Source organism: Virgibacillus oceani (assembly GCF_041521345.1).
Taxonomy (GTDB): domain Bacteria; phylum Bacillota; class Bacilli; order Bacillales; family Amphibacillaceae; genus Virgibacillus_N; species Virgibacillus_N oceani_A.
In genome coordinates this window covers 101,424-120,749 of record NZ_JBGOHB010000005.1, presented here as the reverse complement: position 1 = coordinate 120,749, position 19,326 = coordinate 101,424, and the positions used below count along the sequence as shown (strand labels likewise).

Here is a 19,326-nt window from a genome sequence, read left to right as displayed (position 1 = left end):
AAAAACCTACTCCCAGGAATCAATCAGATAATCAGCATCCATCATTAAATCGTCATACGCACCCTCGGTAATCAGCTCCTGATCCAACTGATAATCAAGTAATGTTTGCAGGCTTTCCATATGCCTGATCACTTTTTCCGTATCATTTTGCAATTCATATTGATGAACGGCTGTTAAATGAAGGTTTATCATATGTGAAGCGCTGTCTTCGATAAAAGCTCCCCTCTCATCGAGTACTTCCACATAATCCTTCATGGCATTAGCACTCCATGCACTGATGGCTGTACCAGTTTTTTCTCCTACAACCAAACGGACCGGATTCGTCGAAACAGTTTCCCGTGTCGGATGCACACGGTTTGTCAGCAGTAAGGCAACCGTGTCATTATTTGGACTTACAACAATCGAAGTACCGGTGTAACCGGTATGGCCCAATGTATTCGTTTCTGCCAAGCGATCCATGTACCAGGACTGATTCAACTCCCAGCCAAGTCCTGAGGACCGAGCACCCGGTATTTCTTCATTCCAATTGGTGCTGATCAGTTCGACCGCTTCTTCCGATAAAACTTCCACACCTTCATACGTGCCGTCTTGAAGCATCATCTGGCCAAAGACTGCCAGATCAGCTGCCGTACTGAACATGCCCGCATGACCTGCTACCCCATCAAGTGTCCATGCTTTTTCATCATGTACCTCACCCCAAACAAGTTCACGATTCACCCAAGGTTGTTCTTCTGTCGCAGCAATACGTTGCTGCAGCTCAGCTGGCGGATTATACATTGTATCCGTCATATTCAGCGGCACACTTATAAATTGCTCAATGAATTCATCCTGTCGCTGGCCACTTATACGCTCAATGAGAACACCAAGTGTTATAAAATCCACATCACTATAGAGATATTGTTCACCGGGAGGGTTTTGCAATGTTTCATTCAAAACAAAAGCCAGCTTGCCCTCTCTATCGCCCTCAATTTCATGGAGTGGCTGTGTCGTACTCGGTCTGAACCCTGATGTATGCGTCAACAGTTGACGAATGGTAACTTCTTCTTTTCCATTTGCTGCAAACTCTGGAATATAATCTGCAACAGCATCATCCAGTTCAAATGCTCCCTGATCCCAAAGTTGCAGGACAGCTGTGGCAGTGAACAATTTGGAGATTGATGCTAAATCAAAGATTGTATCCTCACTCATTTCAACGGGGTCATCCATTTCCGTAAAATCACTATCTGTATAGCGTGCCGCATACCCGTACGCATCATGCTTCACGACTTCCCCATCCCGGGCAACCAGCACTACTGCCCCTGGCATAACATGATCTGCAATTGCTTCCTCAAGCAAAGGATCCATATCATCCAATGGCTGCTGAATCATTTCCACCTCACTTGGATCGCTTTGCAACAACCCGTTTGAAGCGCCCAGTATGCTTGCTGCACCAGTAAAAAGAAGTAATGCGAAAAACAGCATCATCGCTGGCGTCATTCTTTTGAGCATGTTTTCAGCTCCTTTAAAGTTATATTTAAAACTTTTCAACAGGGTATAATGCAGTGTTCGCTGATATATTCACAATTAGCACCGATATATATCGATTTTCGCTGTTAAATCACAATTAGCGCTGATATATCTTGATTTATGATGATAAATCATAATTAGCGCCGATATCATATCAGCCGATAAAATGTCAAAACTCTAGCTTGTTTAACCTCACATGCTACCGAGTAAATTTACAGAAATGCCGATGCATCTACCCGGATCGGGCTGCATACTCCAGCCACCACAAAAGAAATCCAATCCCCCGGCACTTAACCCAAGTTAAGCACCGGAGGCCCTTATTTTATTCCACCCCTACCGCATCATACGCAGCTTCTACCGCTGTTACTTCATCAGAAGAGCTTCCATATAAGTCGGTTGCAGACTGAATAGCAGCCTGTCTCATCATGCTGAAATCAGAACTTGCCGTTAAATAAACATCAAGTGCACGGTAAAAAATTCTCTCCGTTGCATCGCGTCCGACACCATCTACTTCAACACCATAGTGTTCGCCGCCTTCCGCCACAAGATACGCCGCTTTATTATTAATACTGCTGTTAATATGCACACCGCCATTATCCAGATTGCCGGTATACCTCAGATCCCAGTGATCCGGATAAGGAGCCTCCGTTCTTCTTTCAATCAAAGCAGCAGGGTCTTCCAGAGAACGGAGTGCCATTGTGCCATCGGCCATAATACCTTCCCCAATCAGCCAGTTTTCCCTGTCTACCATGGCTCCAAAAATATCGGCGAAAGACTCATTCAATGCTCCGGACTCATTGCGGTAAATTAGATTTGCCGTATGTTGAATAACACCATGACTCATTTCATGGGCGGCAACATCAAGTCCTGCTGAAAGCGGATGGAAACGTATGCCATCCCCGTCCCCATAGGACATCTGCCTGCCATTCCAAGATGCATTATTCCAGTTATTTCCTACATGAACTGCAGAAATCAAAACCTGTCCATTATCATCTACTGAATTACGGCCAAATGTATCCATGAAATAGTCGTACGTAACCTGTGCGTTACGATGGGCATCTACTGCAGCACCATCATGGAACATTTTGTTAATACTCAGCACATCAAGGTTTTGACCAGTATCGGCATCATAGGTTACAACACCATCACCACGGCTTTCATCAAATAACCTGTACATGCCGTCATATTCCTGGGCTTCAAACATTCTTCTTTCACCGAATACGCCGGTTCCGAATGCAGTCACATTGTTCGACGCATTAAAGTGATCAACAACTTCACCATCAGTGGCGTCAATAAAATAATGCCAAAATCCGACTGCCGGATACGTTGTCGAACCTGTTACAAGGTAAGTGAAATAGAAATCATCTTTATATTCATAGATATAAGGAGCAATCTCGATCTCACCGTCAAACTGCCCAATTTCTCCAATTCGATCCTGCAAATTATCTTTGAAAATAGCAATCGCTTTTTCCTCTGATACATTTGCTTTTGTAGAAATATTTTCAGCATCCAGATTTGGAATTACTTGTCCAAAATAGGAAACAACATTATTATCCTCATCCAAAGTTATGGTTTGATCCGCACCATAAATAGGGATCCCGTTATATTCCTGATCCACCCGGAAATGATGCGTTCCCGCTTCCGCATCTTGTGACTCACTTTTTATTTCAAAGCTGGTATTCATATCCTGGGTTAATTGAAACTCCCCGCTATTTTTCGCAAAATAAGCCTTTACAATTTCTTCCTTCGACAACCCTCCGGGAGCTTCCCAGTTTTCAATAATGTAGGAAGGTGTATCATAGGTGTCATTCATTTGGATGCTCGTATCATCTGCCAATGCAGGAGAGGCGAAAATCCCTAATGAAACAACAACAGCAAATCCTGAGCTGAGTACTTTTTTGTTCAGGTTCATCTCATTCATCCTCCTTATGAATTTATAAAACTACTATTTATAGATCTTCTCCATCTCCCTGGGTGGCATTAAAGGTCCACTCCAACTCGAGAGCATCTCCCTGGAACATGTTCTGATCTTCATCATTATCGATGAACTCAAACTCCACCCAGAAATCATGTGTCTCACCTGTGTCCAGGCCGCCTCTTTCCTCCCAGAGCGGATCCCAAATATCCCGTTTCACCACATCCGGATCCATCTCCTTTAAGTCATATAATGTAGTTTCAAAGATAGGTTCACTTTCCTGATCCCAGTTCCACAGGAAATTCACCTGGATATGATTTCCAAAATCATCTGTGTTGTTGCTGCCTTCATCTACAACGGTATAATCCGTATCTAAAAAGACATTTTCTATTTCCAAACTGCCATCATTTGATAATGAGAATTCCCGAACCATCGAATCCCCCGGTTTTAAATTATCCAAATTGATAATTGCCATCGGATCAACCGATAAATCCAGCGTACCGGCAGCAAAGCTGTTATTCGTTACTTCTTCATCACTGAAATAAGCAAAGGTTCCTCCCCCGATTAATGAAATTCCGAGTGCTGCTGAAGCTATACTTAAGCCTAATTTCTTTTTAATATTCAACATGCTTCCTCCCCTTTTATAACTTTTTTCAGTAGCAAAAAATTTGTTTGAAATCTGCCACTGATTCCCCTCTCAGAACACCTATGAACAAATTTTGCAAGCGCTTACTTAACTTCACCTCCCGTTTGCTGATTACCGTTTGAAACATCCCCGTGTTGTATGGAGAAGTATACAGAAGAATAAACGACAATGGTGTCGAATTATGTCGAAAAAAATCCCTTAAAAGATAATTGGTAGAAAAGGTCTGCTTTTACTCGCTTTTAAGCTTGGGTATATAGACGGAGAGTCAATTTAAAAAATTGATGAAACCGTTAATACAAAAGGAATACTTACACCTGAGGCTTTACAATCATTGGGGAGAAAATTTACACTTTTCTATTAAAAATGATTCCTTCTTCCTGTTTTGATAGATTTAATCAGCAAAAATAAAAGATAGAACAGGCCGTTCTACCTTTATTCAGCATTTATATTCATTTTATTATATATCTTTAGGCGCAGTTTTTTTGCCCTATAGGCCTATTGTCCCAGTTTGCGTATTTTATGTTTTGGCTTTACGCATTTCTATCTAACTGACAACAGAGTGTTCAATCAAGGGCGTTATTCTGGTTTTTCCCTTCAATGAACCACCCGAGGTCTGCCAAAGCTTCCTTTGTTTATTCGCATTCTACTATTTTTCCGCCTCCTCATACATTGCATCAAAAGTTTTCACCATCTCAAAATCAAGAGACGTCAAACCCTTTGCCTGCCACGACGATATTTTCAGCTTTACCATTTTATAATTAATCGAGATAAAGGGATGATGCTTTTTATTTTCCGCATATGCCGCTACTTGATTTACAAACCCAACCCCATTCAAATAGTCCTTAAACCGATACTTCCGTTCAATCCACTTTTCATCCAGCCGTTTCCATTCCGGGAGGTCATTTAGTTCTTTGTTAATTGCTTCTTCCGATAAGCGTTCCATGAAACCTTTCCTCCTTCGCTAATTTCATTTGTTTCAGTGTAACGTTTTTATTACTTATTCACAACTTATGCACAGGAGGTTGTGGTTAACTTGTTAGTATTTTACTCTATTGTCATGTTGGATGACCGGCTGAAACCAGGCGTTGAGCTCAACGCCTGCATACCCCTATGAAGGGGCATGTTTCCTTTATCTCCTTTGGAAGAATTATTCAGTTAAAACCGTCCCTTTACAGGGCAACACTGATCCACCTGCTATGGCCAGGCGCAGTCCGCAGATCGCTTAACGGGCGCTTGCGCTTTTGTTCTTCATTTCAGAATTGGCGTAAAGAAGATTCTGCCTTAAACCAAATTACGTTCTCGAAAGATTTCTCGAACATATAAAACTCTTCTTCTCCCTGATCACTCTCCAAATAGCGAAGACTGATTTCCAGCTTCTTTGATTTTCTTTTATCGTCTAAATCCACTCCTGTTTCATCTGCTCCTGCCTATTTTCATCTACTTTTTAAATAAAGTTGAATGTCACGAATAGGTATAGTTGCTGTACGAAGACTGGCAATCAGCTTGACAATGGGAACTTGATCTTCTGAATACATACGATAATTGGTCTCTTCATTTCGTACTGTCTGCAGAAGATTGTTCGATAAGGTCGAGAGAAAATAGGAGACGCTTTCCAACTTGCACTTTTTAAGTTTATTATGAACTTTGGATTTCACTGCAATCTCTTAAAACAAATCTCACTAATACAAATCTTGTTTTTAACGTAAGCAAAAAGAGAGGCATCCACAATTTGTTTGCAGACTGCCTCACATTTTCTCTATTCTTCTTACCCATTACCAAACCTAGTTTTTCTGCACCCGGTGCAAATTGGCAAAAATCCCATTATGTTGCAATAATTCCTCATGTGTACCTTCTTCTTCAATTCCTTCCTTTGTCACCACCATAATACGATCCGCATTTTTAATCGTCGTTAACCGGTGGGCAATGACCAGGGTTGTCCGGTCTTTCGACAGCTCTGTCAGCGCTTTTTGAATGATCTTCTCTGTTTCCGTATCAAGTGCTGAAGTTGCCTCATCCAGTATAAGGATCGGCGGATTTTTTAAAAACATCCGGGCGATGGCAATCCGCTGCTTCTGTCCGCCTGAAAGTTTGAGTCCCCGCTCACCAACCTGTGTCTCATAGCCATCTGGCAGCTCGTTAATAAACTCCACCATATGCGCCTGCCGTGCAGCTTGCTCAATTTCCTCCTTCGTCGCATCGAGCTTTCCATAAGCAATATTTTCCCGCAGCGTACCTGTAAATAAAAACACATCCTGCTGCACAATCCCTATCTGGCTGCGAAGCGATTCCTTTGTCATACCCCGTATATCCATACCGTCTATCGTAATAGCCCCTTCATCCACATCATAAAACCGCGGGATCAATGACGATATCGTTGTCTTCCCGGCACCTGAAGGCCCGACAAATGCAACCGTTTCTCCGGCACGAAGACGAAAGCTCAAATCATTCAGTACAGGTTTTTGCGTTTTTTCATACACAAAGGTCACATCATGAAAAGCAATATTTCCTTTTAGCACATCCACTTCTTGGGCGTCCGGCAGGTTCTCTACATCCGGCTCCACATCCAAAAGTTCCGTAAATCGCTTGAATCCAGCCATTCCTTTTGGGTACATCTCCAAAAGGGCACTGATTTTTTGAATCGGACTCGTCAGCACATTCACCATCAATACGAAGAAGACCAGCTCACCCATTTGCATCTGGTCATTAAATGTAAACCAAGTTCCGACGACCAGGACGATTAATGTAATTAAACGCATTACCATATAGATACTCGAGTTCACAAGCGCCATTACCTTATAGGCGCCAACTTTTGCTTTACGGAAACTGTAATTATCTTTGGTGAAGCGATCCATTTCAAATGCTTCATTGGTAAAAGACTGCACAACACGTACACCGGAAACTGCGTCCTCCACACGTGCATTTACCGCAGCAATATCTTCATACATCTTTTTCCATGCTTTATTCATCTTAATATTACTGAATGCGATGAGAAAAATAAGAATCGGCACAGAAAATAAAATGATCAGCGCCAGTTCCAGATTAATCGTAAACATGATCATAAATGCACCGACGAAAGTCATGATCGCAATGAAAAAATCTTCCGGCCCGTGGTGGGCAACCTCGCCGATATCAAATAAATCATTGGTAATCCGGCTCATTATATGGCCTGTTTTTGTATTATCAAAAAATCGAAACGACTGCCTCTGCACATGATGGAAGAGTTCCTGGCCCATATCTGTTTCAATATTGACCCCGAGCTTATGCCCCAAGTAAGTCACAACATATTGCAATAATGTACTTATTATATAAACAAGCAATAACAAAATACTGACCGTTACGATCAGCCCCCAGTTATCACCCGGCAATAATTCATCAATAAACCACTGTACAGCTACAGGAAAGAAAAGCTCCAATATAGCCACTATAACAGCTGCGGTAAAATCAATGATAAACAAGCGGTGATGCGGCTTGTAGTAAGAAAAAAATCGTCTTATCACCAGTTGCACTTCCTTTTCTTGAATTCACTTCTATTATGAGGGTTTCCAAAGTATGAAAGCCCAAAGAAAATTATAGACATAATTTCACGACTTGGCAATATACCAAGCCGATTATAACCAAACTTTCTTCCAGGCTAACCACTTCTTTTAAAAAGCTTGTCAAGGTTGCCTCACTTAATGCATATACATGAAATCAAGGCGGGAATAGGCAGATGCTGATCAAGCCTTAGGACAGGAGGTGGAAACGGATGAAATGGAAAATGAATTTATCCATGGAAGCATGGATTTGTTACGCGGTAGGTTATGTTTTTATTGCTTCTGCTATTTTAAAATTTTTAGATGGCAGTTTTAAAGGCATGTTCTTTCAACTCGGGCTTCCCTTCCCTGAGACGACTTTATTTCTCGTTGCAATTACCGAGCTGGGCTGTGGAATGCTAATTGCCGGCCGTATGTATTTAAGACTGGCCTTGCCTCCATTGATTCTGATCATGTTAGGGGCATTGTACGTTACAAAAATCCCCATTCTTCTTAATGAAGGGATGCTGAAATTTGCCTTTGAAGCACGGCTTGATATCGTCATGCTTATTTTATTATTGCTTATTTGGCAGCACCGGGGACGCTATGGTTCAGAAAACCATTAAATATTACCCACAGCAATTGTGAATATCTATGGAAAATGAGGTGGATAAGCTGATAACAAGTCTAAAAACAGCATACTTATCCACATTTTTACACACATATGCACAAATGTTCGTAGCTATATTGACATAGAACATAATTTCTCCACCATATATTGAATAAGTCCAGATTGCTTACCCACTATTTGTGTATAAATCACCTTTTCTTGTGGACAACCTCCCCTCGCAGTCAAAACACAGATCTAAAACCCAAAAAAGCTATTTGCACTTGTTAGCAAATAGCTTTTTATTACAACGAAAGCTCTACAATAAGCCAAACTTTCGGCCATTCCGAAATGCTGGTCTCTTACTTCCTACACCGTTACTGGCTTCCCAACTCCAACGTTGTTTGCTGTTGTTCGCCATCCCTGTAAAAGGTAATGGATACTTCTTCCCCTATTTCTTTTTCCTGATACAAAACTTGTCGCAAATCAATCATATTATGGACAGGCTCTCCGTCCATTTCCGTAATGACGTCCAATCGTTCCAGACCTGCCTGGTCAGCTGGGGATAAGCGCTCTACACTCCAAATATACACGCCGCCTTCTACTTCTTCCGGCAGATTCAGCGTTGATCTCCATTCAGATTGCGGCACTTCATCCAATGAATAAATTTCCACGCCGAGATATGGACGGATCACTTCACCGGTTGCTTCCAGTTCTTCCATAATCGGAATGGCACTATCCACAGGTATGGCAAAACCAATACCTTCAACTGCAGCCTGATTAATTTTCATGGAATTGATGCCAATCAGCTGGCCATACATATTGATCAGTGCCCCGCCGCTATTTCCAGGATTAATTGCAGCATCCGTCTGGATTACTTCAGCTTGCCAGTCGGCACGTCCGTCCTGGTTAAAATCCTGTGGAATCGTTCGTTCCGTTCCACTGATCACTCCCTGTGTCACTGAACCGGAAAACATCAATCCAAGTGGGTTTCCAATCGCGATTGCCGGCTCTCCTACTTTTATATCGGAAGAAGATCCAATGTCAATCACATGATCGACATGCGCGGCGTCAATTTCTAACACTGCCAAATCGGAAAACAAATCTCCACCGATCAATTCGGCTTCGATATGTGTTTCATCGTATAATACGATTTCGACCTCATCAGCACCTTCTATAACATGTTGATTCGTTACAACATAGGCGGTATCACCGTCAACTTTATAAATGACACCGGATCCCTCACCGGCTTGGGCACTATCTCCTTCCTGCCAGAAATCCATGCGCTGCTGAATATTAATAATACCGACGACGGCAGGGGAGACTTCCTCTACAATTTCGGTGATTTGTGTGGAAACATCCACATTGACGGATGTATTAATCGTTCCTTCCTGTTCACTTTCCTTCTCATCGCCAGCTATTTGCGGCGATTCTTCTGCATTATCCTGCGTAAAATTTCCGGACTCTAAAAAAGCAGGGACCACGAAAGTGACAAGCAGAATCCCGATAATAATACCGAGCAGTACTGGGACTAAACGCTCTTTACGTTTCTTCCGGTGCGGATTAGGCGGGTAATTCTGATCATAGTAACCCATACATATTCAACCCCTTTTTATCTCTCCGTAATTTGAGAAAATTGCTTTACTGCAAATAAGTAAAATGTACTGAAAAATAGTCTCTATAATTTAAAAAAACTTATTCCATTACAAAGTTTATCTATATCTTATTTTACCCCATTCTCTTTAGTTATTCCTTATTTTACGGCGAAATAAACAACCAAATACTAGCTTACCTCGTACAGGGGGGTCGGGTTATTCGGATCTGTATCCTTTAAATCAAGTGTAATTCCTCTTTCTTTCAAAATACTGTCCACGGACATGCGCGCCAGATCCTTCATATTGTTATCCTGGCTTAAATGCGCCAAATAAATGCGGTTCGTATTATTGCCGATTATATCCGCCAATGCCAGACCAGCGTCTTCATTGGACACATGGCCAGAATCTCCGAGAATGCGTCGCTTCACATTCCATGGATACCTGCCCATTCTGAGCATTTCCACATCATGATTGGCCTCAAAAATATAGGCATCCGCTTCTTCCACCATCTTTTTAATCCGTTCAGAAACATAACCAAGATCTGTCACAAGCGCGACCTTTTTTCCTTCATGATGAAATGTATAAAACATCGGCTCTACAGCATCATGGGAAACACCGAATGAGGTGACATCCAAGTCATTAAAAGTTTTCACTTCTTCCAATTCAAACAAAAATTTTTGATCCGTGGTGATTTTACCTATAGCATTTTCCATCGAACGCCACGTTTTCTCATTTGCATAGATTGGCAGATTATATTTCCGCGCAATGATACCCAGCCCCTTAATATGATCACTATGCTCATGGGTTACTAAAATACCCGACAGCTCTCGCGGATCGACTTCAATTTCATTAAATAACCGATCCATCTGTTTACCGCTTAAACCTGCATCCACTAAAAGTTTCGTCTGTTTTGATTCAATATAAAATGCATTTCCTGTACTGCCTGATGCCAGTACGCTAAAACGTAATGTCATTCCATGTCACTCCGATTATCTTCATTTTCCCGCATACCATTCAGATGATCCTGCATATCCTCTTTCCATTCATGATCATCATCCAACTGCTCGATGACCCTGTTAGTTAAATCCAGCATTTCCAGAATAAATTCCGCTTCTTCACTTGGAAAAGTCTGTCCTTCAATCGCATTGACAAAATAACTGCGCTCGTCATTCACCGATATATGGTAGCTTGGAGCAAAAACTTGTTCCCCATTTGCAAGCGGGATCCTTGTGTGATAGCCAAGTTCTACCGGGTTTACCACGTCATCGGGGTAGAGATGATTTCGATCGTATAGCGTCCCAAGCGCCTGTATGGGCTGTATTAATGATTTTAAATCTTCCTGTGGCTCTGGTTCACCGAGCATCGACTGTGTATAATAAACCATTTCATTCTCCTCATTCAGATAAACCATCAGCAGCGCGTAAGCATTAAAGTAAATCGGCCTGTCCCTTGTTTCCTGAAAAAACAAAAGTACGTTCATTTCTTCATTCCACTCTCCGAAACTGTAAGATTCCGGAAAAACAATATGGTTTCTAACGATATTATTGATATTTTCTGGGGTGGCTGTTTCCGGAATGGCAATTGGATCATCCACTGCTGAAACAATAAAACTGTCGTCAAAAATCACCGGCGTTTGATCACTTAAATCCGCTAATTCTTCCTTTTCAGCATCTGTAAATATGTGCTGGGAAACGGAAATATACGTATCTTCACTTACATCAACATCTACATCCTCAATTGTTATATTTTCCGATTCTAGCTGCTCTTCAAGTGGTGTATCCTGATAGTTGAGTTCGACGAAATCCTGTCTGTCCTGCTTATCTATATACTGAATCAGCAAGTAAATATTAAGCACGAGGAAACTTAGGATAAATAAAGTTTTTATTTTACTCCATTGCATTCCTAACTCCCTCCCTGAATAGGTGAGTCATCATTCGTTTTAAACTGGATCTTCTGCCAGGAATTATTATATTCCATAAACCAACTCGGCTCGAGTGTGACATAATCATTTAAATCCGGATCATGGTAAGTTAAATCATAGCCTATCCTGATATCGGTAATATCCTCCAGGTTATAATCTGATTCCTCCTCATCAAGTAAAAAGTTATATAACCCTTCGCCCGATAAGATTTCCATCTCTTCTGTTCCAATTGAATTATTCAAACGGAAAAGTGGCCGTTCATACCGGTATAAAGAACTTTGATCGCGCCATTCCTGCACAATATTGGTCATTTGAAAATTATTAAATACCGGATAACCTTCATAATACATTTGATAAGTGATTTGATTACGTGCCTGATCCATTTCCTGCAGGTTGTATTCTCCTGTCCACCCCATATGATCATTTACATGTTGTATACTGGTTCTCATTAACTGTGCCATGCCCATGCGCGGATACTCACTTGCGGCTGGATTGAAGAATTCCATTGCTGTATCTCCCGGATCAACAGTTAACTCGCGAAACCCATCTGTGAAATAAACTCCGCCGGAATTCATATTCGGAGAACCAGTCCTGCTGACAATAGATGGTCTTGAAAATAAAGCATTCACCAGCATATCAGCTGAAGTATGAATCACGGACAGCGAGTGGCGGGTCAATGGATCTATTTCCTTTGGAAAATAAACCGGATTTTCCGCTTCATTTATGACCAACAGTTCAGCCAATTCTCCCTGGGTAGTGAGGTGTGAAAATAATTCATTATAGTGATCATTATTCGTGATCACCGCCCGTGCCTCACTCCGTTCATCTATGGATGGAATTGTCACCTCCAGCACTTGGGAACTTTGATCAAACGTGACATACATCCTGTTAAACGACCAGCTTGGCATATCCTCACTATTTTCTCCGGTAGAAAAAATAAGCGTCACCATTTCCATGGGAATATCCTCAGGGAAAAGCAGTTCCACTTCATAATCCTCCGGTGTTCTGTCCGAATCCGCCTCGTCAACTTCGAAACTGTCCATCTCCCATGACTGCATTTCACTGAATAATTCATGCTGGGAGGCTGGATCTTCAAAACCATAGTATTCGTCATAGTAATGGAAAACAATCGCATTTGGCTGAACCATCGTGTTGCGTCTTTCTTCCATTCCTCCAATATTTACTTCATTTACCAGTTCATCACTATTTAGTGGTTTATTATTCGGCTGGTATGTCCAAAGCGCAAATGTTAGAAGGAGGCTGGTTCCGATCAATATAATTAAAATAAATGTCTTTACTGTTTCGAACTTCATGAAGCACCCCTCCGCTTCTGATTCATCAGCGGCAATGTAAGGTAAACCGTCGTTCCTTTGCCTTCCTTACTCTCGGCCCAAACACTTCCATGATGTGCCTCTATGAGTTCTTTGGAAATAGCAAGTCCCAGTCCGGTTCCACCAAGCTTTCGATTGCGTGCTTTATCTGCCCTGTAAAAACGCTCAAATACTTTTTCCAGCTTATCATAAGGAATCCCAAGTCCCTGATCCTGAATACTGATTAAAATATGATGTCTTTCCCGCTCTGCCTTCAAGCGGATCGTTCCCCCTTCAGGAGAATATTTAATGGCATTGGAAATAATATTATCCAGCACTTGCGTCATTTTATCTGTATCCAGCCACACGAAATATTTCCCTTTTTTTGGTATCTCGCGTTTCAGTGTAACATGCTCCGGTACATTCATATCAAAACGGTCAATAACCTCATGAAAATACGCGGTAAACTCAGTGCGTTCTTTTTGCAGTTGATATTCATTAGCATCCATTTTTGAAAGCTGCAGCAGATCATTCACCATGCGGATCATACGATCAGTTTCATTTTGCGTCACTTTCAAAAACTTCGGTGCAATTTCCTTATCCTCCCACGCGCCATCATTCAAGGCTTCTATATAACTTTTCAATGTAGTTAATGGGGTACGTAGCTCATGGGAAACATTCGATACGAATTCCCTGCGCTCCGCTTCAATCTTTTCCTGCTCCGTCACATCACTAAGCACGGTAATAAATCCAGTCACTTCCTCTTGGTCATCCAAGACGGTGGAAAAGTTGGCCCGGACAATAAAGGTCTGTGTGTCATTACTGAAATCGATGATCATCGAACCGTTTTCCTGCAAGCCGGAGATATCCACCACTTTTTCTTCCAGCTGTAATACATCCAGTAAACATTCGCCGATGAGACTTTCCGGATTTCTGCCAATTTCCTTGCCGGCTGCTTCATTCACTAAGGTAACAGCCCCACTGCTATCAGTAGCAATAACGCCATCCGACATATTGGATAATACCGAACTCAGTTTTCTCCGTTCCTCTTCAATTGTTGCATAGGAATGCTTCAGTCTGCTGTTTAAGTCATTAAACGTTTCTGCCAGCTGACCGATTTCGTCTTTTCCATACACATTTACTTTCTGTGTAAAGTCTCCTCTTGCCATCGTTTGTGCCTGTCTTTGCATTTCACTGATCGGCTTGGTGACCGTCCGGGCCACCAGTATCCCGATAAAAGCAGCTACCGTAATGGCAAGCACCGATCCATTGAAGAAGATTTCATTAATATTTTGCAGCTGTTCGTACGCGTCCTCCTGGGAAGCTTCCGCATAAACGACACCAACTACATTCTCTTCATCATTAAAAAGAGGCTGGGCAATCACATATACTGGATTTCCCGTTTCTTGGTCATACATTGTTCTCTGCTGATGGGAGTCAAAAAACAACGCCTGCTGGATCATATCCAGCGTTGTTTTTTTTCCTATATCCTCCCTGGCAGTAAAATCATTGGTTGCGATAATCCGGCTCTGATTGTTAATCACCTGGATGTTCGTCACAATATTGGAGCCAACATCCGAAATGATGCTTTGCGCTTCCTGGGATAAGGTTGGTTCATCTTCATCTTCCTCATCACGTTCTCTGTCAAAAGCCTGCTCCAGATTATAGCTGATCAGTTCCACACGGTCATTGACAGATCCTTGGAAATTATCTATCAGATCCCGTTCCAGTTCATTTGTAAAAAACGAGCCAATCACCTGGAAGGCAACCAGTAACAAAAGAATGAAGATAAGGATAAACTTCAGTTGTATAGAGCGAAAGAAGCCTACTTTTTTCATTAAACCTACTCCCGGTCAGGATTACGTAAATAATAGCCCACCCCGCGGCGGGTAACAATCCATGTAGGATTGCTTGGGTTTTCCTCAATTTTTTCCCTTAACCGTCTAACGGTAACATCCACGGTACGTACGTCCCCAAAATAATCATAGCCCCACACGGTTTCAAGCAAATGCTCCCTTGTCATGACTTGTCCCATATGACGTGCTAAATAATGCAATAGTTCAAACTCCCGGTGTGTCAGCTCAACCTGCACACCATCCCTGGAAGCAACATATGCATCCGGGTGAATAGCGAGGGATCCGATTTCTATATCCTTTGTCGTTTTCACGTTATCTTCCGGGTCCACCTGCTGTCTGCGCATATTTGCCTTCACCCTGGCAATTAATTCACGATTGCTGAACGGCTTGGTAACATAATCATCCGCCCCAAGCTCCAGCCCAAGTACTTTATCAATTTCCGAATCCTTTGCCGTCAGCATAATAATCGGCATCGTTTGTGTTTTACGGATTTCCCGGCACACTTCATTACCATCTTTGCCCGGCAGCATAATGTCCAGCAAAATGAGTTCCGGCTCTTCTTCCGCCGCCATCTCAATTGCCTTATCTCCATCATGCGCCACGACTACCTGGTATCCTTCTTTCTCAAGATTAAATTGTAAAATATCTGCAATTGGCTGTTCATCATCGACTACTAAGATTTTCTGAGCCATTACTGCCACATCCTTTTCTATAGTTACGAAGTATTTATATCATGTATGTGTAGATTTAATATAGTTATCATTCATTGTATCCACTTTAAACATATGAAGCAACAGAGTGCAAATTTCATAAAAATACACTTTGTTCTATTTTATCTTACTTTCAGGAAAATGTCTGTAGTTGACGGTAAATTGTTTGCACAAGGGGACAGGTACATCGACCCATTTCTGAACTTTGGCGATCGGATTGTAAGGTTTAACTTAAAAAAATTGGCCTTTTTCACCTCAAGGTATCTCTTGGATAGGGAGTGTGCGTAAACCAATGAAGAAATCAAAAGGGAGCACGAGCTGCGCAGGGAATGGAAATAGTATTCATTCTACCAGCACCATAGAGAAATACTTTTCGAGAAAAAGCAATTTTATGTTAAAATAAGTGTGTTAATTGTGACTTTTTTGGATACTACATAAAGCAAGTTGAACCAACGAGGGCGTATTGAGCGAACATAGAAAGGGTGGTTTTTTGCGCGAATTTGTTAGGAGCTCCTTTTTAACTTTAGTAGCTGCTTTTTTGATTTATATATTTTTCAATCACGTGGAATTTCTGTACATTCATAATGCCATTCAGCTTATCATTTATGCTCTGGCTATTGTGATTATCATATGGATGGTGAAAAAGTTGAATAAATGGATGGCATCATTTCATCTGAAGTTTCCTGTCGAATTAATCATGAGTTTACTACTCATTCTTTTCTTCGCACATGAGTTTTTCACACCGTATTTTTATACTGATAATTATTTGAAACAAGCTGGACTTGAAAAAATTGAAATCTACCAGCAACTTTCCAATACGGAACTTCGTGGCGAGGAACGTGCGGAACTTGCTGAAGAAGCCGTAGTCAAAGGTTTAGCTGAAGCTTATTCTGCAATGGAAATCTACCCAACGTTCAGTGTATTAGAACAAGTTGAAATCAAAGATGTTACTCGCAGTTTTTATCAATATAAGTTAGTTGTTGAGGGACAACACCATGATCAGGAATTAGCCAATACATTTACATTTCAAAAGGATGGCCTGGAATTTAAAATCAACGGCTTTTCAATGCGATAATGAATAGTCAGGAGGTATCTCGTCCCAAATGATGGTAAAATGCGGTCTAACTCTCTATCCGCCGCTGCGGAGATACCCCTCGCTTTTGCGCGGGTGGCTGGTGAGCCTCCCACGGAAAGCGAAGTATATTTCCGAAGCGGGTCATAATATTAATGTTGTTCGGATTTTCGTTTGCTAAAATGGTTCTGTCCCAGCCTCAACTTACATTTTTAGTGTTTACGATAGATAAGAACCCGTTAGCTTAAAAGTCCCTATTCCAGCTCCCCACTCAAATAATAAATCTAACAAAAATAGAAGCCACCTCATAACGAGGCGACTTCTATTTGTTTACGGTCCATATACACTTCTCACCACATTTGTCTGCGAACGATCCGGCCCTACAGAAAAAATCGATAATGGAATTTCAGTCAACTGAGAAATCCGCTCCAGATAATGCCGGGCATTCGCAGGCAGTTTATGCAGACTTTTGACACCGGTTATATCCTCTGTCCAGCCTGGCATTTCCTCATATACTGGCTCACATTCAGCTAATGCTTTTAAACTTGCAGGAAATTCATTGATGACTTCCCCTTTATAACGGTAAGCTACGCAGATTTTCAAAGTTTCGATTCCCGTCAATACATCAAGAGAATTTAGCGATAAATCGGTAATACCACTCACACGGCGTGCATGACGCACAACAACACTGTCAAACCAACCGACACGGCGCGGTCTTCCTGTTGTTGTACCGTATTCCTTGCCGACTTCCCGGATTTGATCCCCGATTTCATCATGCAACTCTGTCGGAAACGGACCATCGCCAACGCGGGTTGTATATGCTTTGGATACACCAACTACATGATTGATTTTGGACGGACCGACACCGGAACCAATGGTGACACCACCCGCGACCGGATTGGACGACGTCACAAACGGATACGTTCCCTGGTCAATGTCCAGCATCACGCCCTGTGCCCCTTCAAACAGAACACGACGTCCTTTATCAATTGCATCATTCAGCACAACGGATGTATCACAGACATATTTCTTCATTTGCTGACCATATTCATAATACTCCTCTAAAATATCTTCCACTTGTATTAGGTCGCACTCATAAACTTTTTCAAACAGGCGATTTTTCTCTTTTAAATTTTGCTCCAGCTTCGTGCGAAATTCCTCTTTATCCATCAAATCGGCAATCCGGATTCCAGTCCGGGCAGCCTTATCCATATAAGCAGGCCCGATACCTTTTTTTGTGGTACCAATTTTATTAATCCCTTTTTCCTCTTCCTGCAAAATATCCAGCTTTAAATGGTATGGCAAAATCACATGTGCCCTGTTGCTGATCCGCAGATTATCCGTAGAAATGTTGCGTTCATGCAAATAAGCAATCTCCTCCATAAACGCTTTCGGATCGATCACCATACCATTTCCCAAGACACAAATTTTATCATCAAAAAATATCCCCGATGGAATTAAATGTAATTTATACGTTATGTTATCAAATTTTATCGTATGTCCTGCGTTGTTTCCCCCTTGATAGCGGGCAACAACTTCGGCATTCTGTGATAGGAAATCGGTAATTTTCCCTTTTCCTTCATCTCCCCATTGCGTTCCAACAACTACTACTGAGGACATTTGCGCACCTCCACTGATTCACGTTTTATTAATTACATGAGTAAGTTTACCAATATTAATGGTAATAGTCAATGCGAAACACGAACGTTATTAAATGAAATTCGTATATCGTTCGGTTAAATGTCGGTCTATGTTTTTCAAGTTCTTTTTTAAAAGAATTTGATTATAGTATGGTTTAATCAATCTATAACTCCACTATATATTCCAAATACCAATTATTAATAAATGATTTTTACATAAAGTAATAAGGCTTTTACTGGAACAAAGGAACTCTAGGAGCTCCCTTATCTTTTATATAAAACCAACAATAATAATTCTTAACTCCATTACCCTATCTTTCTTTGAAATATTTGATTCAACAGGATAAGCCACCCAATCGTAATAATCTTACCTATCAGGAAAGCATGAATCCAATCATCATTATGACTTATTAAGATAAACGTATATGCCGGCCAATACATCGGCAAAATCATCATCACTTTTGCCAGTGGATTTGTAATTGCATAATCAATCAATGGCGCCAGCATAGACAGATTAATCACTTTGGCAAGGGCTAAACCCTCCACTTTATTAGAAGCAAGACTAGCCATCAGCATCGTAATCAGTGGTGTTTGCAGTGCTAGTAATAGTGCAATCGGAACAAACATAATGATCTGCCATTCGACCACCCCTTGAATCAGGATGACGATGAAAGATAGAAAGAATGTTATGATCATCGGTAGTAGTAACCTGCAAAAGAGATAACCAACCTTCGTTAACGGAGTTACAGCATAATAAAGTAACACGCCCTCATCTCGTTCATCTAATATGACAAATCCATATAGCATGCCAATCATCAGTGGTGTCATCAGTAACACCAAGCCAACAATTAGAGGGAAATGTTGTGTTAATTCAAAAGTTGTATGTGTATCAATCAGTTTATCGAGCTTTGGTAGACCAAATCGAACAAGTGAAGCCAATAGTAAAATTCCGAACATCGAAAAAATGAGTAACGGATCCCTGCGAATATTCTTCCAATCGCCGATCGATAGTACGACAACCTTTTTAATCATATGC

General features: G+C 41.4%; 16 protein-coding genes. 2 read left to right on the top strand and 14 right to left on the bottom strand.

Going from position 1 to position 19,326, the window contains the following annotated elements:
• Positions 1-6: 6 nt before the first annotated feature.
• From ACDX78_RS05725 to ACDX78_RS05700, 6 genes are all read right to left on the bottom strand, one after another.
• Positions 7-1,488: a serine hydrolase domain-containing protein gene (locus tag ACDX78_RS05725; RefSeq protein ID WP_486026073.1), complete on the bottom strand. Its 1,482-nt coding sequence runs from the start codon at positions 1,486-1,488 to the stop codon at positions 7-9.
• Positions 1,489-1,828: 340 nt separating this feature from the next.
• A complete protein-coding gene (locus tag ACDX78_RS05720) occupies positions 1,829-3,412 on the bottom strand; it encodes a M4 family metallopeptidase (RefSeq protein WP_486026160.1) in 1,584 nt (527 codons plus the stop codon).
• A 43-nt stretch (positions 3,413-3,455) separates the two neighbouring features.
• On the bottom strand, positions 3,456-4,046 hold the full coding sequence (locus ACDX78_RS05715) for a TasA family protein (RefSeq protein WP_486026071.1): 591 nt from the start codon (positions 4,044-4,046) through the stop codon (positions 3,456-3,458).
• A gap of 667 nt (positions 4,047-4,713) precedes the next feature.
• On the bottom strand, positions 4,714-5,010 hold the full coding sequence (locus ACDX78_RS05710; protein ID WP_486026069.1) for a 4a-hydroxytetrahydrobiopterin dehydratase: 297 nt from the start codon (positions 5,008-5,010) through the stop codon (positions 4,714-4,716).
• Positions 5,011-5,500: 490 nt separating this feature from the next.
• Positions 5,501-5,722, bottom strand: coding sequence for a MerR family transcriptional regulator (locus tag ACDX78_RS05705; RefSeq protein ID WP_486026067.1), 222 nt, complete (start codon positions 5,720-5,722; stop codon positions 5,501-5,503).
• 126 nt (positions 5,723-5,848) lie between these two features.
• Positions 5,849-7,564 carry an ABC transporter ATP-binding protein gene (locus ACDX78_RS05700; protein WP_486026065.1) on the bottom strand — a complete coding sequence of 572 codons (1,716 nt, stop codon included), beginning with the start codon at positions 7,562-7,564 and terminating at the stop codon, positions 5,849-5,851.
• Positions 7,565-7,812: 248 nt separating this feature from the next.
• Between ACDX78_RS05700 and ACDX78_RS05695 the strand changes: the two genes are divergently transcribed.
• Positions 7,813-8,205: a DoxX family protein gene (locus ACDX78_RS05695; protein WP_486026064.1), complete on the top strand. Its 393-nt coding sequence runs from the start codon at positions 7,813-7,815 to the stop codon at positions 8,203-8,205.
• A gap of 358 nt (positions 8,206-8,563) precedes the next feature.
• Here the strand turns inward: ACDX78_RS05695 and ACDX78_RS05690 are convergent, their stop codons facing one another.
• From ACDX78_RS05690 to yycF, 6 genes are all read right to left on the bottom strand, one after another.
• Positions 8,564-9,781, bottom strand: a complete 1,218-nt coding sequence (locus ACDX78_RS05690) for a S1C family serine protease (protein WP_486026062.1) — start codon at positions 9,779-9,781, stop codon at positions 8,564-8,566.
• Positions 9,782-9,969: 188 nt separating this feature from the next.
• Positions 9,970-10,755 (bottom strand): MBL fold metallo-hydrolase, encoded by a 786-nt coding sequence (locus tag ACDX78_RS05685; RefSeq protein ID WP_486026061.1) that lies wholly within the window; start codon positions 10,753-10,755, stop codon positions 9,970-9,972.
• Positions 10,752-11,681 carry a two-component system regulatory protein YycI gene (locus ACDX78_RS05680; protein ID WP_486026060.1) on the bottom strand — a complete coding sequence of 310 codons (930 nt, stop codon included), beginning with the start codon at positions 11,679-11,681 and terminating at the stop codon, positions 10,752-10,754. The genes ACDX78_RS05685 and ACDX78_RS05680 overlap by 4 nt, the downstream gene beginning before the upstream one ends.
• 2 nt (positions 11,682-11,683) lie before the next feature.
• Positions 11,684-13,015, bottom strand: a complete 1,332-nt coding sequence (locus tag ACDX78_RS05675) for a YycH family regulatory protein (protein WP_486026058.1) — start codon at positions 13,013-13,015, stop codon at positions 11,684-11,686.
• A complete protein-coding gene (gene walK, locus ACDX78_RS05670; protein ID WP_486026056.1) occupies positions 13,012-14,850 on the bottom strand; it encodes a cell wall metabolism sensor histidine kinase WalK in 1,839 nt (612 codons plus the stop codon). Before walK ends, ACDX78_RS05675 begins: the two co-directional genes overlap by 4 nt.
• A gap of 5 nt (positions 14,851-14,855) precedes the next feature.
• Complete coding sequence (yycF, locus tag ACDX78_RS05665; RefSeq protein WP_486026055.1) at positions 14,856-15,560, bottom strand: response regulator YycF; 705 nt, start codon at positions 15,558-15,560, stop codon at positions 14,856-14,858.
• 664 nt (positions 15,561-16,224) lie between these two features.
• On the opposite strand from yycF, the gene ACDX78_RS05660 reads away from it, so the two are divergent.
• Entirely contained in the window at positions 16,225-16,653 is a 429-nt protein-coding gene (locus ACDX78_RS05660) for a hypothetical protein (RefSeq protein WP_486026053.1), read from the top strand.
• Positions 16,654-16,980: 327 nt separating this feature from the next.
• On the opposite strand, the gene ACDX78_RS05655 is transcribed toward ACDX78_RS05660, so the two are convergent.
• Together ACDX78_RS05655 and ACDX78_RS05650 are read right to left on the bottom strand one after the other, a co-directional pair.
• Positions 16,981-18,270, bottom strand: a complete 1,290-nt coding sequence (locus ACDX78_RS05655; protein ID WP_486026052.1) for an adenylosuccinate synthase — start codon at positions 18,268-18,270, stop codon at positions 16,981-16,983.
• A 326-nt stretch (positions 18,271-18,596) separates the two neighbouring features.
• Positions 18,597-19,322 carry a hypothetical protein gene (locus tag ACDX78_RS05650; RefSeq protein WP_486026050.1) on the bottom strand — a complete coding sequence of 242 codons (726 nt, stop codon included), beginning with the start codon at positions 19,320-19,322 and terminating at the stop codon, positions 18,597-18,599.
• Positions 19,323-19,326 lie beyond the last annotated feature (4 nt).